Origin of the sequence: Paenibacillus sedimenti, assembly GCF_014534655.1 — a bacterium.
Lineage (GTDB): Bacteria > Bacillota > Bacilli > Paenibacillales > NBRC-103111 > Paenibacillus_E > Paenibacillus_E sedimenti.
Window position 1 is genome coordinate 403,273 of the sequence record NZ_JACVVD010000003.1, and the last position, 26,981, is coordinate 430,253.

Consider the following 26,981-nt stretch of genomic DNA (forward strand, 5'->3'; position numbering starts at 1 on the left):
GCCTTCCCTCACTTCCCGGTCAGTTGAAGCGATCCACCAAAAGCGGCAGTTTCGAAACGAACCCTTCTGCGTAGGTGATCATCCGTTTCTGGCCCATGAGTCGATCGCGAGCCTCTACGCGCTCCACATAACCTTGGTTAAGCGGCGTTGCCACCGTGTCTTGACCTGTTACAAATTGTGAGCGGTAAGCGCTCAGCGCTGCGATTTTGGCATCATAACTTTCGGTTACATCTACCATCAGATCAGCTTCGTATACATCATTAATAAAATAGAAATAGAGCTGCTGTACATTCACCGGCTCTGTAGCCGGAGCATAATTACGAAGCTTCGCGTTAAAAACCGCTTCCTGGATCAGATGCGAGCAGGCAATATGATCCGGGTGCCGATCCTGCCAATAAGGAGCGAATACGATTCTAGGTTTATGTTTTCGGATTTCCAAGGTAATACGTTCAATGTACGCTTGTGTAAGCGACAGACCACGGTCGGGCAGTCCTAAGTTTGAGCGCATCGTTAATCCAAGTATTTTAGCCGCTTTCTCCGCTTCTTCTTTGCGAATTTCCACGGTCCCATTCGATGACATTTCCGCGTAAGTCAAATCGCAAATGCCGACTCGTAAGCCTGAGGCCGCATGTTTGGCAATCGTGGCTCCCATCCCAATCTCAGCGTCATCCGCATGTGCACCAAATATGAGTATATCTAAGGAATCGCTCATCTTACTCAATACCCGGTTTATATTTATGCACGAGCTCTCTCCAAGCAAAGTCCCCGCGGTCCAAAGCGCGAACGAGCAGTTCTGCTGTCGCTACATTCGTTGCGCAGGGAATACCCTGAACATCGCATAAGCGCAATAATGCGATAATATCCGGCTCATGCGGCTGAGCCATTAACGGATCACGAAGGAAAATAATCAAATCCATTTCATTTTCCGCCACAAGGGCTCCAATTTGTTGGTCGCCACCCAGTGGACCTGACATAAAGCGATGGATGCTTAATTTGGTATTATCCATAATGCGCTGACCGGTTGTTCCAGTCGCATAAAGTTTATGACCGTCAAATACATGCTCATAAGCAGTAACAAAATTGACCATTTCGTCTTTCTTACGATCATGTGCGATCAATGCGATTTTTAACATGTTAGCCACTCCCTAAAGATTTCGTGAAAAAACTTGCTACGTAAGCATTTGCTTAATCGATAAAATGCTCAAATCCGTAAATCATTCCCGTGTAGGTCATCACTTTACGAACGGCCAACGCCACGCCTGGCATATAAGCGGCTCGATCGTAGGAGTCATGCCGGATTTTGAGCGCCTGGCCGTGCTCTGCCATAATCACTTCCTGTTGAGCAAATATACCCGGCAGGCGAACGCTATGTATTCTAAATCCATTGTAATACCCGCCTCGCGAGCCTTCAATGGTTTCTTCTTCTTTGGGATTGCCTTGACGCAGCTCTTCTCGTACTTCAGAAATCAGTTCAGCCGTCTTAATCGACGTTCCTGACGGGGCATCGAGCTTCTGATCGCCATGATATTCGATAATTTCCAGGTTCGGAAAATACTTCGACGCTTGCGCTGCAAACTTCATCATCAAAATCGCACCGATGGAGAAATTAGGCGCAATCAATCCGCCGATTCCGCTTTCTTGACACTGCTTGTCCAGCGTTTCAATATCTTGCGGCGTGAAACCCGTCGTCCCCATAACAGGGCGGATACCATGTCTAATGGCTAAGCTTGTATGCGAAAATGCCGTCTGAGGGCCTGTAAAATCAACCAACACATCGGGCTTCGATTCGACAAGTGCTAACTCCAAATCATTCTGCATCTTGACCCCACATTCTTCAAAGCCTACCAATCTGCCTAAATCAATAGGGCCAGAGGAGCGGTTCACGCCTGCAACCAGTTCCATATCCGGCTCAGTCAATACGGTCTTGACAACCTCCCGCCCCATTCTGCCGCTTGCGCCTACTACTGCTACTCGAATTTTACGATCCATTTCTGATATATCTCCCTTTTCTCTATTTCATGAATGACTATCTCAGCTTTAATCGGTACTGGTCAGCTTGAAGCTTCGCTAACTCATGATGGGGTTCCAGCCGAATCGCTTCAGTAACCGTTTGATAGGCTCTACTATAATCCTTCCGATGTGCAAATGCCTCAGCTAGAATTAAATAGGCTTCAATGGAGAGCGGATCCAGCGCGATCGCTTCCTTCAATAAGAAAATCGCACGCTCGGCATGCTCTGATTCTACATTCAGCTGCTTCTGCGCCAGCTCGACCAGTTCCCGCGCACGAAGCACTTGCAAATGATAACGGTACGCTTCGCTGCCTTCTTCCAGTTCCAACGCCCTAGAAGCGTGGTCTATGGCTTTTTGCAGCTTGTTGCTTCTCGCATAAGTGATGGAAAGTTTGTAGTGATAGGCAGCATTGTCTGGCTCAGCCGCTATCGCTTTTTCAAACCATTCAATGGCTTTTTCAAAATCGTGACCAAGTATGGATTCGTAAGCTTTCTGTATTTGATTTTCTCCATTCATCTGCCCATCCTCCTTCTAAGAGTTTTGCATTTAGCAAAACTTGCTTCGAAAGCATCTGCTTCGTTTTTCTTAGAAAAACTGGCAGCCTAAGCAAGAGCTTTGCGAGATGCCCGCTTGTTGGGATGGTACAGTTTATGAAGCTTATGTGTTTTCGGTGTTAATTTTGGTCCATCTGTTCGCGTCACGGGTATTGAATTTATGCATCACTTTGTTATGTGCTTCGGTTAAATCGATCCCCAGTGAATTGGCAAAACATATGGTAATAAACAGAATATCACCTAACTCCAGCTCGATGGAATTGTCCGCTTCCGACGCTTTCTTTGGTTTCTCCCCATAGGAGTGATTCACTTCCCTCGCAAGCTCTCCCACTTCTTCGGACATTCTAGCCAGCATCGATAACGGACTGAAGTAACCTTCCTTAAACTGCGAAATATAGCGATCCACTTCTTGCTGCATCTCTTTAAGTGTACGTTCTGACATGCTCACCCTTCTTTCCATGTTCGCCAACAAGGCTATCATTACCATGTTAAACTAAAGACGAAAAGTTGACAAATTTTTTTCATTTCTAAAAAAAGATATAATAGATCTAAATAGAACTTTGCAAAGCCAGATGGAGGGCAACAAACGATGTTTAAAGAACGAATTTCCGACCGGTTTACCAATTTATTTGCCATTATGATTGGAACTGCCATTTACGCCTTCGGCCTGCACTATTTCGTCATTTCGAATGAATTAATGGAAGGTGGCGTTACAGGGATTTCGTTGCTGCTTAAATATGTATTGAATGTACCGCCTTCCATCTCAACCTTAGCGATCAACATTCCATTATTCTATCTCGGTTGGAAAAACTTTGGTAAGGAAGCCATGCTTTATACGATATTCGGCGTCGTTTCCTTGTCCTTCTTCCTATGGATCATGGAGCTGCTGATTCGTGAACAGTGGCTCATCCCTTTTCATACGACTCAGGATTACTTCTTAGCTACGCTTTATGCGGGAATTTCCCTTGGCACAGGTCTTGGACTTGTTTTCCGGTATGGAGGAACGACAGGGGGTTCGGATATTTTAGCGAGGATTGGCAATAAAAAGCGAGGTTGGAGCGTAGGACAGGTCATTCTCATTATCGACGTCCTGGTCATCGGTTCCTCATTTTTGTATTTACCCAAGGAAAAGGTTTTATACTCGCTCGTTGCCGTGTTCATAACATCTCGAATCATCGATTATATTTCTGAAGGAGCATACGCGGCTAAAGCTTTTACTATTATTAGTGATCATGCGAATGATTTAGCGCTGCAAATTACGCAGGAACTGGACCGAGGCGTGACCTTGTTCCCTGCCAGGGGCGCATATTCGGGCAATAACAAGGAAGTAGTTTACTGTGTCGTCTACCGTCATGAAACGAGAAGAATGCGCGAGTTGATTACATCCATCGATCCTAGAGCGTTTATCATTATTGGTGATGTTCATGATGTGTTGGGAGAAGGGTTCAAAACGCAATGAGCAGAAAAAACATCCCGGTTCCACATTGATGATGTGGGCGGGATGTTTGTTTTTAATAATGGTCGCTTTTCTTTGCCTGATTGACGGGTACAACATGTTTGCCTGATTGATACATCCTCCAGCCTGCATAAGAAAGCACACTGACAATAATGAGCCCGATTCCCAGGGACCAAATGATTGGTTGCTTCGGATCTGTCAAAGGTACGAAAGCAATCGCATCCTTATGTTTCAAAAATAACTGATCGATGATTTGCTGCAAATGCTCCACTCCGGATTCAATCTGACGCATCTGCATAGGACTGCTGTTCAGATTACTTCGGAGAAATGTCATGAGGGAATCGAGCTTCTCTACGTCCGCTGGCTCCCGGCTTATAAGAAGTGATGGGCGAATGACCGCGATATGCTGCGACAGCTTACCAAAACCCGCTACCGCTTCTTTTTGTTGATTTGCTTTGACGGCTTGGTGCAGCACACCTACATCTTCCTGCAGCACCTTATAATATTGAAGCCACATTGGCTGATTCTTATGCGTAAGCGCATCGGTGGCAAGGCGGATTTTCGCAACCGCTATTTGGCCTTCCTCCGGAGAGTAACTAACTGCGTTATAGACACGCTTAGCCTGCGTAATCGTTTCCGTTAATGCATTGAGTCCTTCCACCGATGTAACACCATCGAACCGGATTTTCGGAATTTGATCAGAAAGTTGCAGTAATTTACTGCGTGCTTCCGTTACTTGCCCTTCCATCGTTTTATTATACATATCATCAGCGATTTGATTCAAAAATTCGATCTTTTGCACTTGTTCGGGATCTGCTTGAACGATTGCTTGTCCCTTGGAACTTGGAATCACTCCACAAGCGACACTTATGCTAACAACGGTTACCAGTAACAGCATAGCTGCCAACCGTCTGACGCCGAAATAAACAAACATGGGACATTCCCTCCTTCACCATCATCTTATGGAGGATTGTCCCATTTTAGACCAGTCTATGTAGTTGAATTTTTGTTTTTATTGCGAGTAAAACTAAACACCAGAGCGATGATAATCCCAGTAATGCTTAACCCTATTGTAAACGCTTCAATCGTAGGCAAATCATCATGTAACCTTTCAGGCAACCCAGGGAAAATGCCTCTTTCATAATCCATAAAGTCATTCCATAAAGTCCAGATCGCTACGATGATGATCGATGAAAGTTTATGTGTGTACCATCTGGCAAAAAGCAACGCCTCAACGGCCATAGCCAAATGCGAAGCCGTCAGCATCCAGCCATCCCAGCCAACTGGAACACCTTGCCAAGCTCCGGTCCATATCATTGCGACTGCCCATATCCCGTACTTAAATGAAGTGATCAAAGCGAAAGCTTCGACGAAACCGCGGAAAGCGCTCTTTGGTTTATTCGATTTGCGATCCATTAACAGATACGCGACCGATCCGGTAAAAAATAGGCTTGCTGTCGGACTATCCGGTACAAATGGGATGTACCAAACCGGATAGTTGGCTATCGTAAACACCATTTGATCCCAATACCACACATACCCATAAATTGTCCCAAGAAAATTACAAACAAGCAGCAACCAAAGCAGCTTCGAATTCAGTAAAAATGACTTGCTCCAATAATAGGAAAGTGAAAATCCTTGCTGCAATTATGCTCCTCCTCTGCAAGTATCGATCCAAAAAAACCTGACCGCTTTCGCGATCAGGTTCAATTTATTATTGAGTCTTTTGTTTGGATAACCAATCAGCAAGCTTGTCAATATCCGCATCATTCAAGCCTTTATCAATGTTGGCTTGATATTGTTTGCCCATATTGCCTTTGCCGTCTTTGATGACACCCATGATTTGATCTTTGGAAAGTTTGTCGCCGATTCCCAATAAAGCCGGTACGCCGGAAGCAGGCATACCTTTCAGCCCTGCACCGTGACATGCCAAGCAGGTTGCTTTCTTGTAAATTTCCGCTCCAGGATCATCAGCAGCCACAATCGCTGCGGCTTTTTTCGTTTCTTTGCCGCCACCGCCGCCTGCTGCGCCCTTGTTTGCGTGCATTTCTTCCTCACGCTTGATATGCTCAGGTACGATATTCTTCTCTTTAAGTTCTGCTTGGTAATGAGCCCAAGAAGTGTAAGTCAAATAACTTACGGCAACCAAAGAAAGAATCATCAAAGATGAGGCTATAGGTCTTTTATAGAAGCGTCGCTCTTTGCCTGTATCCAGGAATGGTGCCAGCAGTAAGGCTCCAAACAACAACCCGGGAAGGACAACTGTTCCGAATATCAGATAGTTGTCTGATGTATAAGGATATTTAAGCAATTGGTACATAAATAAAAAGTACCAGTCAGGCATCGGTATGAATGCAGTGTTCTTAGGATCTGCCGGATACCCCAATGGTGCCGGTTCAGACATAACCAGAACCAGTATGCCTACCAATACGACTACCCCTACCATCCATTCTTTTAACAGAAAGTTTGGTACGAATGCTTCCGATTTACCAGGATAAGCTGAATAATCTTTGGGAATCAAACGTTGTTCTTGTGTTTTCTTAATTACGCGGGAATCCCCAACGTAGACGACTTTTTCGTCAGACTTATGACCATGCGCCACGTGTTGCTCCTCCTTTCAATTATAGCGGTCCGGAAATACCTTGTTTGCGAATCATAAAGAAGTGTCCAGCAAGCAAAGCGAGCAGAACGCCTGGCAGGAAGAACACGTGGATAGCAAAGAAGCGAGTCAGTGTTTGAGCTCCGACAATTTCTCCGCCCTGCAGTAACGTTTTCGCGTATCCGCCGATTAATGGCGCGGATTCGATAATTTTGAGCGTTACGCTTGTCGCAAAATAGGCTTTGTTATCCCACGGAAGCAAATACCCGGTTAGTCCGAGACCTAACATAACGAAGAAAATAAGCATGCCTACAACCCAGTTCATTTCACGTGGAGCTTTGTAAGAACCTGTGAAGAACACGCGCAGGGTATGTAAAAACATCATGACGATAACAAGGCTGGCTCCCCAGTGGTGCATCCCTCTTACGATAACACCGAAAGCCACTTTATGTTGCAAATAGTCAACGCTTGCATAAGCGTTAATAATATCAGGTGTGTAGTACATCGTTAGAAACATACCTGACAAAATTTGAATGACCGTTATAAAGAACGTCAATCCGCCGAAGCAATATACGAACGCGGAAAAGTGATGGGCAGGGTTTACGTGCTCCGGAACCTCGTGGTCTGCTACATCCCTCCACATTGGCGTAATATCAAGACGTTCGTCAATCCAGTTGTATACGTTTTTAAACATCTGACCGTGACGCCTCCTTATACTCGTGTGTTAGCCTGTAGTTGACCCACATAAACGAACCCGTTCTCTACTTTAACCGCGTACTCGTCCAATGGTTTTGGCGCTACTGCAAGAGCCTTACCGTCTGGCGTATAGTGCGCGCCATGGCATGGACAGAAATACTGATCTTTGTAAGCGGGATTGTCGTTCCAGTTCACCGTACAACCAAGGTGTTTACATGTTGGATTCAAAGCAAAAGGCTTACCATCGCTTCCTTTGGAGATCCATGCCACGAGCTCGGCATCGCTTTCGTACCATCCATCCACTTGATGGACTTGAAACGTAAACGACTGTGGTACATTTGTAATTTTGCTTTCTTCTACAACTTTGACCCAATCTGCCGCTTTCTTAGGTTGAAGGACTGGATCTACAGCAAACCTTAGCATTGGTATCATCATACCTGCCGCCATGAACCCTCCGGCGCCACCAAGGGTGTAGGAAAGAAATTGTCGGCGGGACATTTCGCGTTTTGTGCCCGGCTTCTTCCCATGCTGTTCTTCATTGTGATTGTTGTGATCACTCATTCTCAGGTCTACCCTCCTACATTGGCCGAAGTCCGAACCCTCTCGGACGCTCAGTTACCTCTATCACGTGTCGTTCGACATTACACTACATAACTAGGACATTACTAATAATAGCCTACGACTTCTAGGGCGTCAAGAATCCTTAACTCCTTTTCCAACACTGAAATCTTGGCCTTCAGACAAATTTTAACGAAATTGTCACAACTTTTTTAACGGTCAAGAAATCGATTACTCCCCTTAGCGTGCACAACTTTTTTTCCAATAATACGTTCTGGAGTAAAAGTTAATCGCCTTGCTTCCAAAGTTGCTGCACTTGCTCGGAAATACGTGATTTGATGTCTTTCGATTGGCTTGTCCAATCTTGCATATCAACAGCAAGCAGCAAATCCATATGCTCGGCTTTCCACTGTTCAGCCGCTGTATGTATAGTAAGAACAATCACATAACGGAAGCCTGCATGCTTCAATTGAAGGCTGATTGCATTCAACTGTTCCATCACGTCCAAACCAGTCATATAATGAACCGCCGGATAAGTCACCACTCTTCCTTTATAAGGGATCTCGATGGCTTCCAAGGCGTCCCGGAGCTGCTCTAGCGCAAGGGTGGTTTGCGCCGGATCTTCGAATCCTCTTAATCCTGTAAACGGCAGCAAACAAGTGTCCAAATAAGGCTTGAGATCCGGCCATTGATCATGTTCAATTTCATTGAATTTCATATGCAGATCCTCCCATATCGTTTACAAAAGAAGAGCTTGCTATGTAAGCAAGCTCTAATAGTTACTTTAATTCGTCGTTCCTCTACTGTCAATTGAAATAGCCGATTGTTCTCGAAGCGCTGCAATCGCGTGCTCCAATTCCTGCTGCTTCACGACAATATAAGGACTTTCCCACTCACCGTTCAGATGTATATAGTTAACGTTTGATGGCTTCAACGACTTGTAGGAAGTTGTAAATTTGCGAAGTTCGTCTGCCGGTATGTCGGTTTTAACCGAGGCGCCAATGATATCAAGCAATTTGCCCCAGGCCGTCACGCCATTCAGCGATGTCAGCTGATCCATTAACTGATTAAGCACCAGCTGTTCCCGCTGATTTCTTGCCAAATCGGACGATTCCTCGGTCCCTAAATTCGATTTGCGATAACGAATAAAATCGAGCACCTGCTTGCCATTCAGATGCTGTAACCCTTTTGTTAAATTGATGTTTGTACCGTCGCTTTCATCTCTATATTTCATATCCATGTCTACTTGAACCTTCATGCCTCCAAGCTGATCGATCAGCTTACGGAAACCATCGAAGTTGATAACGGCCATATAATCGATAGGTACTTGGTATAAGTCACTGAACAGCTTCTTTGTTTGAGATAGCGCCGTATTTTTATTCTGATTGAAAAAGTATGCGTAGAAATAATTAGCTTTGTGCGAAGAATCTAATCCCGAATCTTCCGCTCGAACTTCCAGATCTCTAGGGATCGATACGACCGTCGCTTGATGTGTTGCCGGATTGACACTGATAAGCATCATAACGTCAGTATTAAGTGATCCCTCGCTGCCTTCTCTTTCATCTACCGCAGTTAATAAGAACGTTAACGGCTTATCTAAATCGATTGTATGATGGTTCATCGGTCTGAGGCCTGCTGGGACATCCGCCGTTGAGTTTGGCCCCAATAAAGGCTGAGGTGCCGCAATATGGTCAATAGTCTGATTCAATTTATGGTTTAAATAGACTGCATATACCGATACAATGCCTAAGATCATACCTATAATTATCATCAATGCTGTAAATGCTTTGTTCTTGCGCGGACTCCAAAATTTTATTTTCATGTACGTTCTCCTCGTGATTGAAATCATTATTCATTTAAATTGACGAAGGAACGGACGATTCGGTTCTTTTTTAGATACACAAAAAGACATGTGAAGTGAATTCACATGTCTTTTCAGACCCGCATATGGAAGGCACCAAACCTGCATTAACCCAAAGATTGTAAGGTTTTAAGCTCTGATGTAAGGGCCAGGAACTTCGCTTGATCTCCCTTGGCTAAAGCACTGTCAATCTCTTTGTAGAGATTTTCCTCTTTATATTTGCGTATGGCATCGTCCCAAACCATCTCCGCGAAAAGTGCCAGCAGCGCATCGTTAGATACATTCATTTTTCCCATAGGACCTACCTCCAAATGTTGTCCGCGGTTTGTCAGGAGCTTTCATTTTCGCAGAAAATATGTTCTTGTTCTTACCCATGTATGTGATGCGTTTGTGTATGCTCCTATTAAAGCATATTCACACAGTCCCTCTTCGTTTACTGCAATCGCCCGCTCAATAAGGAATGTGTTTTTACCCATTCGTACATTTTTTACGCATTATTGATCGTTCCATGTTGATCTAACATGAAAACAACTTTATCTTCCTCGGCCACATACGTCCCTTGTATAACACTGCTTCCAAGCTTCGTTACTTGAACCACTTTTCCCTTCTCCTCATATTCGCCGATGCGTATTAAGCCCAAATGCATCATCATTTGTAAAATCCGTTGCTCGAATATAGATTCTGAATTGTCGTAGTAAAACGGTCTGACTAACTTACCCAGCACATCTCCAAGGGACCCCGACGTTACCCATGAACCGGCAAGACGATCAATCCATAATGAAATAGATTGAATGTTCGGAATAGGATTCTTATACAACCGGAGCCAGAAACGATAAACGGCAGCAAGATTTTCCTTAGTCCCTTCCTGCAGGCGCACTTTCCCAACATCTGTCAATTGAAGGGATTGCTCGTGCTCGGCTATAAGCTGATGGTAATAACAATAGTCATAGATGAATGAGAATCGGTTCGGGTATTCCTTGAACTTTCGGCCGTATCCGAACCTCCATGCCCCTTTGGCTACCATTTCTTCTTGTACGGATAAGCGTTCCAGAATTTGCTGCAGCTGTCGTTTATACATCGTACCTTCAGTTGTAAGTGGTACATCTTGCTGCTGAGCGATGTAAGTCAAGAAATGATTGATGTCATCAACTATCAACATCTGTTCATCCCGATAAACCCCAGGCTCGTTGGTCATCTGCAGATTTGCTTTGAATTGTTTGGTCAATACGTCATTAAAGCGCTTCTTCAAATCTTTTGGAACATGGAACAAATACTTCGTCTGCTGCGAATATCCATTGAACAACCAGCCTAGCTTTTTAAACTTGATGATCATCTCGCGCGGATTCCATTCCTCCTGATCTTGCTTGGAGAAACGTGACTGTCCCACTCTAGCGATCAGCTCTTCCATACTAAAAGCGTTGCGTTGATCGAAGAGCAGCGAGTTAAGAAACCGAATGTCCTCCATATCCAAACTTTGAACATGGCGCTCAAAAATCTCTTTACGCAGCGCTGTGCTCAAAATAGATTGGATCAGCTCATTCTTGGAATGACCATTACATTCGCATTCGTAGGTGTGGGCTATTCTGCTCAATTCATGAATATCGGCGTAGCTGAGCATGTCCGCTAGATTCATTTCCATCATTATGCCCCCCAGTTTGCGAAGCGTACAGCTCCGTCGATTCTAGTAACCATTATGGGATTTTTTTCCGAAAATATTCCGCTCGCGGCAAAAAAAGCACCGCTCCTCGTAGGAGCCGTGCTTCGTAATCAATAGATTATTAAGATTCAGAGTTTAGATGTTTCAAACAATTGTACAACTGAAGCTCCCATCCAAGGTCCTTGCGCAAAAGAATCGTCAATGACGTATTCTGCAGAAACTCCTCCGGTTCCATCTGAAGTCCTCTAAGCACCTGAACGATGAAGCCGCCATGAGATATCAATAACAGCTTCTTATCCGGATAAAGACGAATCAACTCTTCCTCCAGCTGATACCATCGCGCGAGCAGTTCCGAATCCGTTTCTTGGCCTAAGTTCATCTGTTTCCAATCAATACCCCAGCGTGCTTCTCTTTCGGGAGCAGTCGTTCCTTCGACCAATCCATATTTGCGCTCTCGCAATCTAACGTCCGTACCCAGAAATGGAATGCCTGAAAGTTCCGAAACAATAAGCCCTGTCTCTTTCGCTCTAATCAGATCGCTGCTGATAATCCCTGTCCATTGCTCTTTAGCCAGCCTGATGCCTAGTTGTTTCGCCTGATCTCTGCCTTCTTGCGTCAATTCGGTATCCAGCTGACCTTGCAGCTTCCCGAGTCGATTCCATTCTGTACTGCCATGACGGATAAATCCAATTGTGGTCATTACTGAACCTCCGTGTTTTTAAAGTTAAACAACCTCTAAATGAAAAAAGCTCCTTTCGGAGCATTATGCTTTAGTGCGCGACAGCCAATTCATAATGAGCATCGTACTGATTAAACCTAATATGGAAATAACCAGTAAATAGTGAGGATAGGAATGAATCGGCCCGACTTGGAAACGGAGCGGCTCCATAAAGCTTGGATTCAAGCTAGCCACAGCATCGACCATTTTATGGCCGTTCATCGACTCTGTTTGGCTCGATTTTAAGGCCTGAGGCGCCTCCAGATCGAATAATGAATTATCGGCGGCTGCTATCGGGGTTTGAGGTCCCCCGTCGTAAACGATCGCAAAAAGAAAGCTAAAAATGAATAAGGCTAAACAAAATGCTATGACGGCCGTGAGATTTCTCCTAAGCTTGTAGGAGATCGCATACATGCGCTCCGGTACCGGGATTCGCCATGACTCATTCTCATAAATCCGATTCATTACCTTCTCGGATACCATCGGTTCATAATCGGGCAGCTCCCTGGACATGGATACAGAACGAATGAGTAGCGTACTTTCCTCCCAGATTTGAAATTCCTCGGCGCAATTCGGACAAGTCGCAATATGTTTATCCACCGCGACACGCCTCAGGTCATCATTCGGCAAATCCCAATAAACTCCAAATAATTCCTGAATGTCACTACACTTCATCGCTCTTTCATCCCTTCGATTCTTCGAATATCGGCTCACTGAAATAGGGGTCTAGCTGCAGCTTGACAGAAGCTCTTGCTCTAAATAACAAGGATTTCACCGAACTCACCGTCTGCCCCAAAATATTAGCGATCTCTTGATAATCCAACTGGTCGTATTCGCGCAATATCAACGCCGATCTTTGCTTTTCAGGCAAACTGTTGATCGCTTCACGGACCATAGACACCTTTTCGTTTCTCAGCATCGTCTGTTCCGGCATCGCATCGTACGATGCATGCGGCGTATGTCCGCTTTGCTCCAAAGAAACTTGAACACTTTTATTTTTGCGCAGTTCACTCAAAACCGTATTACGGGCAATTGTGTAAAGCCATGTTGAGAAAGAGGCCTCAACTTCTCGGAACGAGTGCAAGCTGCGGTACGCTTTATAAAAAGTTTCATTGCAAAGATCTTCGGCGATCGCTTCCATCTGAGTGCTTTTCAGCATATGGAAAATAAATGCAAGGATTTTACGCTCGTAACGACGCATAAGTTCATTGTATAACTGAACGTTTCCATCCTTGATTTCTCTGATCAACTGGGAATCGGTCATTACGTGGCGACCCTCCTTGCGATTCCGGGTAGCACTCCCAGCTGCTCATACATGTTGTACTGCACCGGGAGTGAAAAGTTGCGTTTTTTTGTTAATAAAATATGAATTGGACATGACGAAAGATGTTAGTCTATAAACTTTCTTGATTGATTGCGAAATTCCTGCTCAATTCGACAAAAATTTGTTAATTCCGATTGGCACATGTCTGTTGCAAACAACAGCCCGTCTTTTCCATTGTATAATAAAATCCCAAAAATATGGTATAAAAACAAAAAAAAAACCGCCGGATCGGCGGTTGCACTTATGGTGCGATTATCGGATAGGAGTGGAGAGAAACCATACTGTACTTTTATTATATGTATACGTTTTCAATTTGTCAATAACTTTTTTGAAAACGGTTACGTATCATTTTCTCTTAATGAATGGTTTGCAGTTGATGGCGCAAAGCTTGCTTGATCAGATTGTTGACGGACTTCGCTCGAACATATGGGCTGCCTGCATTAATACGAGGAATTTGCATCGGATCAGTTTGTCTGGTGACCATCCCATTTTTCGTCGTAAACCCGTATTGAACACCAGCTTGCATTAGCAACTCCATTGTTTGGTTGTCATAGCTGCCAAATGGATAGGCGTAAGCATCTTCTGTTTGGGAGCCATGTAACTCATTTAGTTTACGGGTACATGTCTTGGTATCATTTATAACTCTTTGCTTAAACTGATCGTCCGTCTCGGCAAGGCCGTCTTTCACTATTTTATTCGTGAGCATCGGCTTCCCGTCCCGCGTGGCATGCATCGAATCCGAGTGGCTTTGGAAATCAATATCCGGATACTCTTTTCTCATCTGAATAATTTCGCTTCCGGATAAATACGGGGTTTGGCCACCCAGAGGATCCTCCAATTTATTGGTAATAACAAAATTAACTGCAGGTACGCTCATTTTTTTTAATATGGGATAGGCATTTGTGTAGAAGCTTTTATAGCCATCGTCGAAAGTAACCAAAATAGCATTGTCCGGAATACCGGTTCCCTTGGACATGAATTGTTTAAATTGATCCAGCGAAATGAATTGATACCCTTTGCGCTTCAAAGCTTCTAATTGATTTTCGAATAGTTTTGTGGAAATCGTTACGCCGCCTTCCGTGTGATCATCGATGTGGTGATAAACGAGTACAGAAACTTGATTCGAATAAATGACATCGTTCGCACGAACCAGAGAGGGAAAAAAATTAACAACCACTATCAAAATAATTAGAAAAGCTTTCCACCTTCTATGGATCATATAGTTCTTTCGCCCCACAATATCGTAATATACATATAACAGCAGATGTCATTATAGCATACCTTGCTAGATTTGAATATTACATAAATTAATAAAAAACAAGCCGGTCTCCTCTCTCCTTTTGGTTGCAAAAGGCTAGATACCAGCTTGTTTTTTCGAGTGAATGGACTATTAAACGTGGACAGCGTACTCTTGCTTCAAAAGTCCCCCGGCCCTGTCAGCGTCCTCTTGATTTCGAAACGAAAGACGAAGAACACCGGGTACATCTTCGCGGCTTTCGATGATTTGAATATTGCTCAAATTAATTCTTGCATTGCCAAGAACTGTAGTAATTTGACCGATAATGCCTGGATGGTCGGGGATATCGACATAAATATCATATAAGGATGTAATCATCCCTTTGCGTCGTTCCGGCAGTTGACTCCGGAACTCACCTGCAATACGAAACTGTTCTGCAATTCCCTCTCCATCGCTATGCTCAAGCAAATCGATAAAGCGCGAAATCTCAACATTCCAATCCTTAATCAGACGCAGCAAAACTTCCCGATTATTAACGAGAATATCACGCCATATCATCGGCTCGCTGGAAGCGATTCGCGTAATATCTCTAAAGCCGCCGGCGGCTAAATTCTGATAGAGCGGATTCGAAGCATTGTAACCCCTCACTTGATTGACCAAAGCAACGGCAATGATATGCGGCAAGTGACTAATTGCTCCTACGATATCATCATGCTCGCGGGCGTCTACTTGTACAATCTGGGCTTTGGTCGATTTCAGCAACGCGGCCAACCGATCGACGACGGCTTGCGGTGTTCCCGCTGCAGGCGTCAAAACGTAGAACGCATTCTCAAACAAGTGTGAGGACGCGGCTTCTACACCATGTCTCTCTGAGCCAGCCATCGGGTGTCCACCGATAAAGTGAACGCCCTCTATGTTAAGCGCTGCTGCGCTCTCTGTAATTGAGGCTTTCGTACTGCCAACATCCGTAATAATGCACCCTGGCTTAAGGGGAAGCTTCACTAACTGTTTGACATAATCCTCCAACATGCCTACAGGCACGCAAAGAAAGATGTAATCCGCTCCTTCCACCGCTTCCTCCATTGATGTCGTAGCGATATCTACAACATCGCGATGGAGCAGCTTTTCGACGGATCTGGGGTTCGGGGAATGGCCCGCCACCGTAAATCCTGGTTTACCTTTATAGCATAAGGCAATAGATCCTCCGATCAGCCCTACGCCGAATATCGCAATTTTCGTCATGAAATCAACCTTTTATCTAAATGAATTATGCTTGAACGGCAACATCAGCAAGCACGGCTGTCAGTGCGGCAATGAACTTTTCATTTTGTTCACGGTTGCCTATCGTAACACGAATGGATGTTGGGAAATCAAGCTGGTGCCCTCCGCGAACAATGATACCTTTGCGAAGCAAGCCATCAAATACAGCGCCTGCAGGGCGACCAACATTCACCATAATGAAGTTACCATGCGCCGGGAAAGCTGTCAGTCCGAGTTTATCGAATTGCTCGGTTAAATATTGCAAGCCGGCTGTATTCGCTTCTCTGCAACTATTGATAAAGTCTTGATCTTTGATTGCTGCTACGGCTGCCGCTTGTGCGAAACGAGTTGTGTTGAACGGCTCACGAACTTGATTGATGGAACGAATCACATCCGGATGCCCCACACCATAACCGATGCGCAGAGAAGCCAAGCCGTAAATCTTGGAGAATGTACGCAAAGCGATAACATTGCGGTATTGACCGATCAATTCAATACTGTTCGGATATTCGCCTGTGGTGTTGTACTCACAGTAAGCCTCATCCAGTACAACCAATACATGCGCCGGAACTTTGGCCAAAAATGTTTTGATTTCCGCGTCAGTATTCATTGTGCCTGTTGGATTGTTCGGGTTGCAAATCCAGACGATTTTCGTTTTGTCTGTAATCGCGGCAAGCATCGCATCCAGATCATGAGTACCGTCTCTTAGAGGCACTTCAATCGAGATTGCCCCCTCGATTTCACAGTTATGCTTATATTGCGGGAATGTATGGGTAGCCATGACTGTTTCGTCGCCTTGCACTAGGAATGCCCTGGCCAGCATGAGAATGACTTCGTCAGAACCTGCGCCGAAAATAATCTGGTTCGTTTGCACATCAAGATGGTTAGCGACAGCCGCAGTCAATTCCACCGCCCCACCGTCCGGATATAAACTGATATTGGAAAGTTCATCTTCGATCGCTGCTCTAGCTTTGGGAGAACTGCCAAATGGATTCTCATTGGAAGCAAGTTTAATTACTTCTTTCAGACCTAGCTCGCGTTTAACTTCTTCAATAGGCTTACCCGGTTGATACACAGGTAAATGGACAATCGTTTGCTTCGGTTGCATGCAGGTCACCTCATCAAAAATAGTTAAGACTTCTTCATTATACCGCTATTAAAGAGTGTAACGCTTTAAAGCTGAACAGTAAATAGAAAATATAAAATTTGCTGTCTATCTGCGTAGGATCGTCCAAAATAAAGCATATTAACAAATAACAGAGATGTAAGGAGTATACATATGACATCTGAACAACAGAAGGCGTTTGAAGAAATAATGAATCATGAAACAGTTACCACAAATCTGTGGGTCGAATATTGGAAGCATTATTCTAACTTAAGTACGTGGCAGTTTTGGTTTAACATTGCGTGCCTGCTGCTGCCCTTAATATTTTTATGGTTTTTAATGGATAAAAGAAGAGCCTTCCAATTAGGGTTTTACGGCTTTAGTATTCATATGATGGCAACTTACATTCATGAATACGGTGTGCGTGAATACTTATGGGGATTTCCATATATGATGTTTCCACCCTTGCCTGCAAGCGTTTCTTTGGATGCGTCCTTGGCTCCCATTGCTTACATGCTAATGTATCAGTGGACCCTTAACCGCAAGAAAAATTATTATTTAGCCGCAGCTGTACTGAGTGGCATTTTCGCATTTGTGTATAAACCAATACTTTCAGCTTTCAATTTGTTCCATTTGTATGGTTGGATGAATTACTTTTACTTGTTTCTGGCCTATTTCATCGTCGTGGTTCTCGCAAAATGGATCACGGATTTATTCAAGCATTTTCAATCTGAAGCGGCTGAAAAGTAAAAAACCCTGCTAAACAAAACCGTTTAGCAAGGTTAGTCCTTAACGTTTCAATTGGGATACAAAACTGCCAATCTTCGATATTCCTTCAGGATGCGCACTGTCATCCTTCAGATGGTGCAAAACCTCCTCGATGGTACGGACGATCGCACTGCCCACTACAACACCGTCGCAAAGCTTTTCGAATCGCTGCACCTGTTCGCGGTTAGAAATACCGAATCCAACGACGATCGGCACGCTGGCCGCTTCTCTAACCGTCGCAAGAAAATCATCGACACCTCCGAAAAATTCGGAACGAACGCCGGTGACTCCCAGTGACGATACACAGTACACAAAGCCCTTAGCACCTGCTGCGATGCGTTTAACACGCTCATTCGATGTCGGTGCTACAAGCGGAATCAGATGAACGCCATAGCTATCGGCGATCGCTCGTGTCTCGCTGTCTTCTTCCAGCGGAAGGTCGGGAATAATGACGCCGCTGATCTCATTTTCCTGCATCAGTTTGAAAATGCGTTCAAGACCGATCTGCAGGACAGGATTGTAATAAGTAAACAATATAAATGGCAGCTTTGAGCCTCTATTGCGAGCCTCATTAGCTACATTGATAACATCAAAGATCGAGATTCTGCGCTGCAGTGCCCGCTCGGATGAACGCTGAATGACAGGACCATCCGCCAGAGGATCCGAATAAGGAACCCCCAGCTCGATAAGATCAGCGCCAGAACGCTCCATCTCCAGAATGAGCTCAACCGAAGCTTCCAAGGAAGGATCCCCTATGGTCAAGAATGGAATAAGCGCAGTCTCCCCGCGCTCCCGGAGCTCGGCAAATCGTTGATCAATACGGTTCATCGCCTATTCCCTCCCTATGCCCAAATAGTCCATAATGGCATCCACGTCTTTGTCACCGCGTCCGGAGAGACTAACTATGATGATTTGATCCTTAGACATCGTCGGTGCAAGCTTGACCGTCTCGGCAATCGCATGCGCGCTTTCCAAAGCCGGAATAATGCCTTCTGTTCGGCTCAAGAGCTGAAGTGCATCCAGCGCTTCCTGATCCGTAATTGGGACGTACTTTGCACGCTCAATATCTTTTAAATACGAATGCTCCGGCCCAATTCCAGGATAGTCCAGCCCTGCGGATATCGAATGCGCCGGCAGCACTTGTCCGTACTCATCCTGCAAGAGGTAACTCATCGAGCCTTGGAACACGCCAGGCATCCCCTTCGTCATCGTCGCTGCATGCTCTTCTGTATCTACGCCTCGACCTGCCGCTTCAACCCCGATCAGTTTAACACCCGTATCTTGGACAAAAGGGTAGAATATCCCCATCGCGTTGCTGCCGCCGCCGACACAGGCAATGACCGCATCAGGCGATCTTCCCTCGGCTTCGAGGATTTGCTCCCTGGATTCGTCACCGATCACGCGTTGGAAGTCACGAACCATCATCGGGTACGGATGTGGACCTGTAACCGAACCAAGGATGTAATAGGTGTCTTCTACATGGCTCACCCAATAACGAAGTGTCTCGTTACACGCGTCCTTCAGTGTACGAGTGCCCGAAGTAACGGGAATAACTTCCGAACCGAGAAGTTTCATCCGGAATACGTTAAGCGCTTGACGCTTTGTGTCTTCCTCACCCATGAATACCTTACATTCGAATCCCAGCAGTGCAGCTACCGTAGCTGATGCCACGCCATGCTGACCCGCTCCCGTCTCAGCGATCACTTTCTTCTTACCCATGCGTTTGGCGAGAACCGCTTGTCCGATCGTGTTATTGATTTTATGAGCTCCAGTATGGTTCAGGTCTTCGCGTTTCAAATAGATTTTGGCGCCGCCAAGCTTCTCCGACAAACGCTCCGCGTAATACAACGGGGTTGGTCTGCCTGAATATTGTTTTTGCAAATAACGGACTTCCTCTATGAAATCAGGGTCGTTTTTATATTTTTCATAAGCTTCTTCAAGCTCGATCAGTGCGTTCATTAGCGTTTCCGGTACGTATCGGCCGCCAAATTTGCCAAATCTGCCATGCTGGTCAGGAACTTGCGTCACTTCCGGGTCACCCTTTCCACAAATGAGGTAATTTTCGCGATATCTTTCACACCATCGGTTTCAACGCCGCTGGAAACGTCCACGCCATCTGGCCCATACGCATCCACCAGTTGATCAACGTTATCCGGCTGAAGACCGCCTGCTACAAGCAGTTGAACGCCTGCGCGACGCGTCCATTCCTGATAAACCGGGATGCAGTCCCAGGCGAAGGTTTTCCCTGAACCTCCCCCATATACGGGATCAAACGTATCGAGCAAAATGGCATCGACCGTTCCCTGATAAGGATCAAGCTGAGCAGCAACGGCTTCTGCGGAAGGCATGGAGTCTTCCGATTTGGAAATCGAAACCGATTTGAACACTTTTACTTGAAAATGCTCACGCACCCGCAGACAAAAAGCGGGAGTCTCCTTGCCGTGCAGCTGAACCACATCGAGCGGAGCTGCAGCAAGTGTTTGTTCCAGCTCTTCCTCGCTCGGATTGACAAATACCCCAACAGTCAGAGGTACGTCTATACCTTTCCCGGCTTCGGATTTCAAAAAAGCGATCAGCTCCCCTCCTTTTTCAGGCGTGAGCTGGCGCTTGCTTGGCGCAAAGACAAAACCGATATGGGCAATCGGCAAATGCAGGATCGATTTTAACACTTCAACGCTTTGAAGTCCACAGATTTTTACGGTTGGTGACGTCAGGACAGCCATCTGTTTCGCCTCTTTCTATTACAGCTGGTTTGATGTTTGACTGCGTGCTCCCATCAAATCGTACACAGCCTCTTCCACAACAGGTTGCCGCATAAAATGCTCGCCAATCAGTACGGCTTGAGCTCCAATTTGCTGCAGATAGGCCATGTCTTGCGTAGACGAAATTCCACTCTCGCTAACGACTGTTTTCTCGGGAGGTATATATTGAATGAGATCCTCGGTTGTTTTTAAGTCCGTTACGAACGTTTTTAAATTACGATTATTGATTCCGATCAGCTGCGTATCCAGCTCCAATGCGCGCTCTAACTCTTCACGGTCATGCACCTCAACGAGCACATCAAGTCCCAGATCGCTTGCCAAAGCAAGATACTGCTTCATCTGCTCCGTGGTCAAAATCGCCGCTATGAGCAGAATGGCATCCGCTCCAATCAAACGTGCCTCGTAAATTTGCTTCGCATCAATCGTAAAATCTTTCCTCAGAAGAGGAACGTTCACCGCCTTACGCACAGCGCTTAAGTATTCATTGCTTCCTTGGAAATACTGCACGTCCGTCAGCACGGAGATGCAATCGGCACCTGCACGTTGATAAGCTTGCGCCAATCCAACCGGGTCAAAATCAGCGCGAATCAAGCCTTTGGAAGGGGAAGCTTTCTTCACCTCTGCGATAAGTCCCATGGCGCGATTTTTGCGAGTGGTAAGTGCTTGTTGAAAGCCCAAACAAGGAGGAAGCGCAGCAATCCGTTTCTCAGCATCCTTCACGGAGAAGCTGCTCATGGCTTCGACTTCGGCTAGCTTAGTGGCTACGATTTTATCAAGAAACATGGCTTAATTCTCCTGTAAATTGGATTAGATCGTTCAATTTTTGCTCAGCCCGGCCCGAATCAATAACGTCCGCGGCCAGCTTGACACCTTGCTGTAAGGTTCCAACATGGCCCGTTACGTAGAAGCAAGCAGCTGCATTAGCAAGCACAATATCACGATGGGGTCCCTTTTCACCTGCAAAAATATGACGGATAAGCTCAGCGTTAAGTTGCGCGTCGCCACCGGCCACATCTTTAATACTGTGAGCGCGTAAACCCAGATCATCCGGTGTAATCATATAAGTGCTGATCGTATCGATTTTGAGTTCGGTAACTTTGGTCGGTGCCGAAATACTGAATTCATCCAGTCCATCCTCACTTGCCACCACCAGCGCACGTTTCAATCCTAATGCCTGCAGCGCTTGCGCGATCAGCTCAGTCTTCGAACTGTCGAATACGCCAAGCACTTGGCGGTCAGCTCCAGCAGGATTCGTCAACGGTCCAAGCAAGTTGAACACAGTGCGAATTCCCAGCTCTCGACGCGGTGCTGCAACGTGCTTCATCGATTGATGATAGGCTTGTGCGAACATAAAACAGATGCCTACTTTATCCAAACACAACGCTGCTTGTTCGCCACTGAGCGTAATGTTTACGCCCAGCGCTTCAAGCACATCCGCACTGCCGCTTTTGCTGGACATTGCGCGATTGCCGTGCTTCGCTACGCGAATACCGCCAGCTGCCGCAACTATCGCAGCGGTTGTTGAAATATTGAACGTCTCCGCGCCATCGCCGCCTGTGCCGCACGTATCCAGCAGGTTCGCTTGCTGCACGCTTACCTGTACAGCCTTACTGCGCATCGTCTCCGCGAAGCCGGTAATCTCCTCCAGGGTCTCTCCCTTGATGCGCAGAGCTGTCAGCAGACTGCCAATCTGAGCCGGCGTTGCCGCGCCCTCCATAATTTCCGACATCACGCCCCGCGCTTCTTCACGGCTCAAGTGTCCGCCGCTAACCACTTTGCCGATTGCTTGTTGTACAGAAATGTGTTGACTCACCGAATCTCATCCTCCTTAGCGTTTTCGTGAGAAAACTTGCATCGTAAGCATAGGCTCTCCATACGTTCCCTATGAATTGACAAAATAATCTTTGTTGATTTCACTCACCGGTCTTGGTTCAGGGTTGAACATCGCCTCAGCCATCCGTATCGATTTGATCGACGCCATCGCTTTATTAACAGTTTCTTGATATTCGCTCTCAGGCACCGAATCCCATACGATTCCGGCTCCGGCTTGTACATAAGCTTTACCATTTTTGAAAATAATGGTTCGAATCGTGATGCACGTATCAAGATTTCCGGAAAATCCGAGATAACCGATCGCTCCGGCATAAGCGCCGCGGGACTCAGGCTCAAGCTCCGCAATGATCTCCATTGCTCTCAGCTTAGGTGCTCCGGACACGGTACCAGCCGGCATGCATGAAAGAAAAGCATCGAAGAAGTCTTTGTTCTTGGCGATCTTACCCGATACGTTCGAGACGATATGCATGACGTGAGAATAACGCTCGACATCCATGAAAGTGTCGCATTTGACCGTTCCGAATTCCGATACGCGACCGATATCATTGCGTCCCAGATCGACTAGCATGAGATGCTCTGCACGTTCTTTCTCATCCGCAAGCAGATCTTTCTCCAAAGCGAGATCTTCTTCCGGCGTTTTCCCTCTGGGTCTTGTTCCCGCGATAGGTCTTGTCTCCACCTTTTCTTCTTCAACCCGGACCAAAAGCTCAGGCGATGTGCCGACAATCACTTCATTATCCATTTTCAGAACGTACATATAAGGAGAAGGATTCATCGTGCGCAGCACTCTATACACTTGCAACGGTGAAACTTTCGTTTCAATCTCAAAACGCTGGGAGAGGACAACCTGGAAAATATCGCCTGCCCGAATATATTCCTTTGCTTTTTCCACGTTCGCGATAAACTTATCTTTCGTAATATTCGATCTTACGTCCCCAAGTGCCGGCTCCGATACAATCGGATTGTGCGTCATCGTATCCGCGCTCAGCGGACGTTTGATTTTCTCGATGGTCGCATCGATTTTCTCACAAGTCGCATGATACGCTTTGACGATGTCTGCGTCCGTCGCAAAAGGCGGTACGTGAACGTTCGCAATCACCTTAATTTGCTGTTTGAAGTGATCAAATACGATAACTTGATCGCAGAACATGAACTGAATATCGTTCATTTGCAAATCGTCGACTTGATGAGCTGGCAGTTTTTCGTAATATTGCAGCAAGTCATATCCGAAAAATCCAACCGCACCGCCCGTAAAACGAGGCAAGTCGGCGAGCTGTGGGCTCGAGTAGGAACGAAGGTAAGCTTTTAGAACATCAATCGGCTTCTCTTCGGACACTGTTGTCTCCGTTGGTGTCTCAACCTCGGTCTTCCCATGCTTGGCCTTTATCATCAGGAAAGGGTCGCTGCCAAGAAAGGAATATCTGGCCCATTTTACGCCACCTTCCACGCTTTCCAGCAGGAACGCCCTCCTTTCTTGATATAGATGTTGAAATACGCGTATCGGCGTTTCGGTATCCGCCAATAGATGTCGAACCACGGGAATTAAATTATGGTCTTTGGCCAGCCGGATCACTTCTTGAATTTCAGGTGTGTACATGGTAACATCCCCTCTCGGCTTGAAAGCTGTACTCGCATTTAGCACTTTCAGCCCTATTCCTTCTCATGTGCGCGAAGCATGTTTATTCATATGGAAACAAAAAACCTCTACCGAAGTAGAGGTTTGACTTTAGTTATCGTAGAAGACTAGCAAGATATGAAAAAAGAAAACAACGACGGTATGGATAAGCAGACGTACCCCACGAAAGGAGACTCATCCCATCTTAGACCAAACGCATTGGTACCTTTTCTCAGCTCATCTCTGCTCTACTCAACTAAACTCAGCTCTACTCTGCTCAATGCTCACTCATCTATCTTCACTATACTACCGCACTTAAGCATTTGTCAATTTCACAATATCCGGGCGCAGCGCTTTCGCTTCCTTCAAGTATACGTGATTCATCTCGGCTTGCCCTTTGGTCGTGTTGACCTGCACCATCAAGCGAATGCATTTGGCCAAGGAGTTCTCCACGGGAACTTCCAAGGAACACATGAGAGGCACTAATTCCCAACCGACCATCGTACGAATGGCACGAGCGGGAAACGTAGCGGTAATATCCCCAGTTACCGTTATGAATACCGAGCAAATATCTTCCGGCCGAAAATCGTTGGCATCCACAATCGCACGGAGCAGTTCCGCCGTTGCATTCAGAATCTCCTGCTCTTCGTTATGTTCAACCGTCGTCGCACCGCGAATTCCCCTTACGAACATCGCCTAACTCTCCCCTTTTAAAAGCTCCACAATTTGCCTTACTTGCGCAACCGTAACATCCTTGCGGATCTCGACTTTGCCGATTTCCGTCGGAATGATGTATACCATAGTTCCTTCTTTGAATTTCTTATCGTGCATCATGGCATTCATGATGCTGCCCGTATCCAGGTGAGCTGGTATGCTTACCGGCAATCCGTATTTTAGGAATAAGTTCTTAGTAACCGTATGAATGTTCTCGTCATAACCAAACTGCTGCGCAAGCTTAGCCGCACCCACCATGCCGATGGCAATCGCTTCGCCATGCAGCAATTCGCCATAACCCGCTACGGCTTCCAACGCATGACCGATCGTATGTCCGAGGTTGAGAATCGCGCGGAGGTCGTTCTCCCGTTCGTCTTGGGACACAACGATCGATTTCACTTTGCAGCCGATGTACAGTGCGTAGCTCAGCGCTTCCGGATCCAGAGCAAGCAGCTTCTCCGCGTTGTCGTCACACCATTGCGTAAAAGCTTCGTCCCAGATCAAGCCGTGCTTGATCACTTCCGAGAGTCCCGCCTTCACTTGGCGGGACGGCAAAGTCAGCAGCGTGTCGATGTCGAAGAGAACAAGCTCCGGCTGGTGGAACGCGCCGATGATGTTCTTCGCCATCGGATGGTTCACGGCTACCTTGCCGCCGACACTGCTGTCGTGGGCAAGGATCGTCGTAGGGATCTGCACGAAGCGGATCCCGCGCATGAAGCTCGCCGCGGCGAAGCCGGCGAGATCGCCGACCACGCCCCCTCCGAGGGCGACGATCGCAGAGCTGCGATCGAGGCCCGCCTCTAGGGCGGCAGTTACGATTCCCTCGAGCTGCGCGAGGGATTTGGTCGGTTCGCCTGCGGGCACGATGCAGGCCGTAGCGGCGAAGCCGCCCTCACGGAGCAGCGCCATGACGCGCTCCAGGTGCAGCGGAGCCACCTCGTCATCGGTGATGACGAGCATCGGCGATTTGCGGCTTAGCTGGTGCTTTTCGAAGAGACCAGCGATATTGTTCAAAATGCCTTGGCCGATATAAATAGGATAAGACCGTTCTCCCAAATCGACGGTAAGTTCTCTCATCTTAGTAACTCTCCACTTGGGCCAGGAAATTGTTCAAATTCGCGCGGATCTCCTCGATCGAGTCGCCGCCGAATTTTTCCAGGAAAGCATTCGCCACTTCCCATGCGATGACATTCTCCATAATGACGCCTGCTGCAGGAACCGCACAAGTATCGGAACGTTCAACCTGGGCTGTAAATACTTCTTTGGTATCGATATCTACGCTTTGCAGAGGTTTGTACAATGTAGAAATAGGTTTCATGACGCCGCGTACGACGATTTGTTCACCGGTTGTCATACCGCCTTCGAAGCCGCCGGCACGGTTAGTTCTGCGACGGAAGCCGCCCTCTTCGGTATACAAAATTTCGTCATGCACATTCGAGCCTCTGCGCTCGGCCGCTTCAAAGCCGATACCGAATTCAACGCCTTTGAACGCTTGAATGGACAAAACGGCTTGCGCGATTTTACCATCAAGTTTGCGATCCCATTGCACGTGGCTTCCAAGTCCTACTGGTACGCCTTCAATGATCACTTCGACGATACCGCCAAGTGTATCTCCATCTTCTTTGGCTGCATCGATAGCCGCAATCATTTTCGCTTCAGCGTCTTTATCCACGACACGCACCGGTGATTCTTCCGTAATACGGATCAGCTCTTCAAGCGGCAGCTCTTGGCGCTGCGCTTCGACATCGCCGATACGGATGACTTGTCCGGCTACTTTGATGCCGAATTCGGCAAGCAGTTGACGAGCCACGGCACCCGTTGCAACGCGCATCGTCGTCTCACGGGCACTGGAACGCTCCAAAATGTTGCGCAAATCTTTTTGATTATATTTGAGGCCGCCATTCAGATCGGCATGTCCCGGACGAGGACGATTGACGCGGCGCTTGCCTTCGCTATCCTCAGGAGCGGCTTCAATCCCCATCACGGATGTCCAATGCTTCCAGTCATTATTTACAACGACAAGCGCTATCGGAGCTCCTGTTGTTTTACCATGGCGAACACCGCCTACAATTTCAGCAGTATCTTTCTCAATTTGCATCCGACGACCGCGACCGTAGCCTTTTTGACGTCTATGTAATTGAAAGTTCAAATCTTCGAAGTTCAGGGTTACATTACTTGGGAACCCTTCAATAATTGCAGTGAGCTGCGGGCCGTGCGTTTCCCCTGCCGTTAAGTATCTCACAATCCGTTACC

General features: G+C 46.5%; 31 protein-coding genes. 2 read left to right on the forward strand and 29 right to left on the reverse strand.

The window, feature by feature from the left end:
* Window positions 1-19 precede the first annotated feature (19 nt).
* The 5 genes from bshB1 to ICC18_RS10530 all read right to left on the reverse strand — a co-directional run bounded on the left by bshB1 (window position 20) and on the right by ICC18_RS10530 (window position 3,007).
* Window positions 20-712 carry a bacillithiol biosynthesis deacetylase BshB1 gene (bshB1, locus tag ICC18_RS10510; RefSeq protein ID WP_188174343.1) on the reverse strand — a complete coding sequence of 231 codons (693 nt, stop codon included), beginning with the start codon at window positions 710-712 and terminating at the stop codon, window positions 20-22.
* Between the two features lies 1 nt (window position 713).
* On the reverse strand, window positions 714-1,133 hold the full coding sequence (gene mgsA / locus ICC18_RS10515) for a methylglyoxal synthase (protein WP_188174344.1): 420 nt from the start codon (window positions 1,131-1,133) through the stop codon (window positions 714-716).
* A 52-nt stretch (window positions 1,134-1,185) separates the two neighbouring features.
* Window positions 1,186-1,989 carry a 4-hydroxy-tetrahydrodipicolinate reductase gene (dapB, locus tag ICC18_RS10520; RefSeq protein ID WP_188174345.1) on the reverse strand — a complete coding sequence of 268 codons (804 nt, stop codon included), beginning with the start codon at window positions 1,987-1,989 and terminating at the stop codon, window positions 1,186-1,188.
* 37 nt (window positions 1,990-2,026) lie between these two features.
* Window positions 2,027-2,527 (reverse strand): tetratricopeptide repeat protein, encoded by a 501-nt coding sequence (locus tag ICC18_RS10525; RefSeq protein WP_188174346.1) that lies wholly within the window; start codon window positions 2,525-2,527, stop codon window positions 2,027-2,029.
* Between the two features lie 141 nt (window positions 2,528-2,668).
* Window positions 2,669-3,007, reverse strand: coding sequence for a nucleotide pyrophosphohydrolase (locus ICC18_RS10530; RefSeq protein WP_188174347.1), 339 nt, complete (start codon window positions 3,005-3,007; stop codon window positions 2,669-2,671).
* A 147-nt stretch (window positions 3,008-3,154) separates the two neighbouring features.
* Here ICC18_RS10530 and ICC18_RS10535 point away from each other — a divergent pair, with 147 nt between their 5' ends.
* The gene (locus ICC18_RS10535; protein WP_188174348.1) at window positions 3,155-4,024 is read left to right on the forward strand and encodes a YitT family protein; all 870 of its coding nucleotides are present in this window, start codon (window positions 3,155-3,157) and stop codon (window positions 4,022-4,024) included.
* 52 nt (window positions 4,025-4,076) lie between these two features.
* Here the strand turns inward: ICC18_RS10535 and ICC18_RS10540 are convergent, their stop codons facing one another.
* The 15 genes from ICC18_RS10540 to hisC all read right to left on the reverse strand — a co-directional run bounded on the left by ICC18_RS10540 (window position 4,077) and on the right by hisC (window position 17,039).
* Window positions 4,077-4,955 carry a sporulation protein YpjB gene (locus ICC18_RS10540; protein WP_188174349.1) on the reverse strand — a complete coding sequence of 293 codons (879 nt, stop codon included), beginning with the start codon at window positions 4,953-4,955 and terminating at the stop codon, window positions 4,077-4,079.
* A gap of 56 nt (window positions 4,956-5,011) precedes the next feature.
* On the reverse strand, window positions 5,012-5,668 hold the full coding sequence (locus ICC18_RS10545; protein WP_188174350.1) for a DUF1405 domain-containing protein: 657 nt from the start codon (window positions 5,666-5,668) through the stop codon (window positions 5,012-5,014).
* 67 nt (window positions 5,669-5,735) lie between these two features.
* Window positions 5,736-6,623, reverse strand: a complete 888-nt coding sequence (locus tag ICC18_RS10550) for a menaquinol-cytochrome c reductase cytochrome b/c subunit (RefSeq protein WP_188174351.1) — start codon at window positions 6,621-6,623, stop codon at window positions 5,736-5,738.
* Window positions 6,624-6,642: 19 nt separating this feature from the next.
* A complete protein-coding gene (gene qcrB, locus ICC18_RS10555; RefSeq protein ID WP_188174352.1) occupies window positions 6,643-7,314 on the reverse strand; it encodes a menaquinol-cytochrome c reductase cytochrome b subunit in 672 nt (223 codons plus the stop codon).
* Window positions 7,315-7,331: 17 nt separating this feature from the next.
* Window positions 7,332-7,877, reverse strand: coding sequence for a QcrA and Rieske domain-containing protein (locus ICC18_RS10560; RefSeq protein ID WP_188174353.1), 546 nt, complete (start codon window positions 7,875-7,877; stop codon window positions 7,332-7,334).
* A 283-nt stretch (window positions 7,878-8,160) separates the two neighbouring features.
* Entirely contained in the window at window positions 8,161-8,592 is a 432-nt protein-coding gene (locus tag ICC18_RS10565) for a DUF2487 family protein (RefSeq protein WP_188174354.1), read from the reverse strand.
* A 66-nt stretch (window positions 8,593-8,658) separates the two neighbouring features.
* On the reverse strand, window positions 8,659-9,696 hold the full coding sequence (locus ICC18_RS10570; RefSeq protein ID WP_223192471.1) for an LCP family protein: 1,038 nt from the start codon (window positions 9,694-9,696) through the stop codon (window positions 8,659-8,661).
* A 146-nt stretch (window positions 9,697-9,842) separates the two neighbouring features.
* A complete protein-coding gene (locus ICC18_RS10575; RefSeq protein ID WP_188174355.1) occupies window positions 9,843-10,031 on the reverse strand; it encodes an IDEAL domain-containing protein in 189 nt (62 codons plus the stop codon).
* A 191-nt stretch (window positions 10,032-10,222) separates the two neighbouring features.
* Window positions 10,223-11,368, reverse strand: coding sequence for a hypothetical protein (locus tag ICC18_RS10580; protein WP_188174753.1), 1,146 nt, complete (start codon window positions 11,366-11,368; stop codon window positions 10,223-10,225).
* Between the two features lie 145 nt (window positions 11,369-11,513).
* Complete coding sequence (locus ICC18_RS10585; RefSeq protein ID WP_188174356.1) at window positions 11,514-12,092, reverse strand: histidine phosphatase family protein; 579 nt, start codon at window positions 12,090-12,092, stop codon at window positions 11,514-11,516.
* 63 nt (window positions 12,093-12,155) lie between these two features.
* Complete coding sequence (locus ICC18_RS10590) at window positions 12,156-12,785, reverse strand: anti-sigma factor family protein (protein WP_188174357.1); 630 nt, start codon at window positions 12,783-12,785, stop codon at window positions 12,156-12,158.
* A 7-nt stretch (window positions 12,786-12,792) separates the two neighbouring features.
* Window positions 12,793-13,374 carry an RNA polymerase sigma factor gene (locus tag ICC18_RS10595; RefSeq protein ID WP_188174358.1) on the reverse strand — a complete coding sequence of 194 codons (582 nt, stop codon included), beginning with the start codon at window positions 13,372-13,374 and terminating at the stop codon, window positions 12,793-12,795.
* A gap of 415 nt (window positions 13,375-13,789) precedes the next feature.
* On the reverse strand, window positions 13,790-14,653 hold the full coding sequence (locus tag ICC18_RS10600) for a polysaccharide deacetylase family protein (RefSeq protein WP_188174359.1): 864 nt from the start codon (window positions 14,651-14,653) through the stop codon (window positions 13,790-13,792).
* Between the two features lie 171 nt (window positions 14,654-14,824).
* Window positions 14,825-15,913: a prephenate dehydrogenase gene (locus ICC18_RS10605; protein ID WP_188174360.1), complete on the reverse strand. Its 1,089-nt coding sequence runs from the start codon at window positions 15,911-15,913 to the stop codon at window positions 14,825-14,827.
* A gap of 25 nt (window positions 15,914-15,938) precedes the next feature.
* Complete coding sequence (gene hisC / locus ICC18_RS10610) at window positions 15,939-17,039, reverse strand: histidinol-phosphate transaminase (protein WP_188174361.1); 1,101 nt, start codon at window positions 17,037-17,039, stop codon at window positions 15,939-15,941.
* A 171-nt stretch (window positions 17,040-17,210) separates the two neighbouring features.
* Here hisC and ICC18_RS10615 point away from each other — a divergent pair, with 171 nt between their 5' ends.
* Window positions 17,211-17,786 carry a hypothetical protein gene (locus ICC18_RS10615; protein ID WP_188174362.1) on the forward strand — a complete coding sequence of 192 codons (576 nt, stop codon included), beginning with the start codon at window positions 17,211-17,213 and terminating at the stop codon, window positions 17,784-17,786.
* A 39-nt stretch (window positions 17,787-17,825) separates the two neighbouring features.
* On the opposite strand, the gene trpA is transcribed toward ICC18_RS10615, so the two are convergent.
* The 9 genes from trpA to aroC form a co-directional block, all read right to left on the reverse strand.
* On the reverse strand, window positions 17,826-18,632 hold the full coding sequence (gene trpA, locus ICC18_RS10620; RefSeq protein ID WP_188174363.1) for a tryptophan synthase subunit alpha: 807 nt from the start codon (window positions 18,630-18,632) through the stop codon (window positions 17,826-17,828).
* Window positions 18,633-18,635: 3 nt separating this feature from the next.
* Complete coding sequence (gene trpB, locus ICC18_RS10625; RefSeq protein WP_376745626.1) at window positions 18,636-19,754, reverse strand: tryptophan synthase subunit beta; 1,119 nt, start codon at window positions 19,752-19,754, stop codon at window positions 18,636-18,638.
* A gap of 74 nt (window positions 19,755-19,828) precedes the next feature.
* The gene (locus ICC18_RS10630) at window positions 19,829-20,518 is read right to left on the reverse strand and encodes a phosphoribosylanthranilate isomerase (protein WP_376745627.1); all 690 of its coding nucleotides are present in this window, start codon (window positions 20,516-20,518) and stop codon (window positions 19,829-19,831) included.
* Between the two features lie 27 nt (window positions 20,519-20,545).
* A complete protein-coding gene (gene trpC / locus ICC18_RS10635; RefSeq protein ID WP_188174366.1) occupies window positions 20,546-21,349 on the reverse strand; it encodes an indole-3-glycerol phosphate synthase TrpC in 804 nt (267 codons plus the stop codon).
* Window positions 21,339-22,379: an anthranilate phosphoribosyltransferase gene (gene trpD, locus ICC18_RS10640; RefSeq protein ID WP_188174367.1), complete on the reverse strand. Its 1,041-nt coding sequence runs from the start codon at window positions 22,377-22,379 to the stop codon at window positions 21,339-21,341. The genes trpC and trpD overlap by 11 nt, the downstream gene beginning before the upstream one ends.
* Window positions 22,380-22,448: 69 nt before the next feature.
* Window positions 22,449-23,996: an anthranilate synthase component I gene (trpE, locus tag ICC18_RS10645; RefSeq protein WP_188174368.1), complete on the reverse strand. Its 1,548-nt coding sequence runs from the start codon at window positions 23,994-23,996 to the stop codon at window positions 22,449-22,451.
* Window positions 23,997-24,329: 333 nt separating this feature from the next.
* Window positions 24,330-24,707, reverse strand: a complete 378-nt coding sequence (gene aroH, locus ICC18_RS10650; protein WP_188174369.1) for a chorismate mutase — start codon at window positions 24,705-24,707, stop codon at window positions 24,330-24,332.
* A 3-nt stretch (window positions 24,708-24,710) separates the two neighbouring features.
* Window positions 24,711-25,805, reverse strand: coding sequence for a 3-dehydroquinate synthase (gene aroB / locus ICC18_RS10655; RefSeq protein WP_188174370.1), 1,095 nt, complete (start codon window positions 25,803-25,805; stop codon window positions 24,711-24,713).
* A gap of 1 nt (window position 25,806) precedes the next feature.
* On the reverse strand, window positions 25,807-26,970 hold the full coding sequence (gene aroC, locus ICC18_RS10660) for a chorismate synthase (protein WP_188174371.1): 1,164 nt from the start codon (window positions 26,968-26,970) through the stop codon (window positions 25,807-25,809).
* Window positions 26,971-26,981 lie beyond the last annotated feature (11 nt).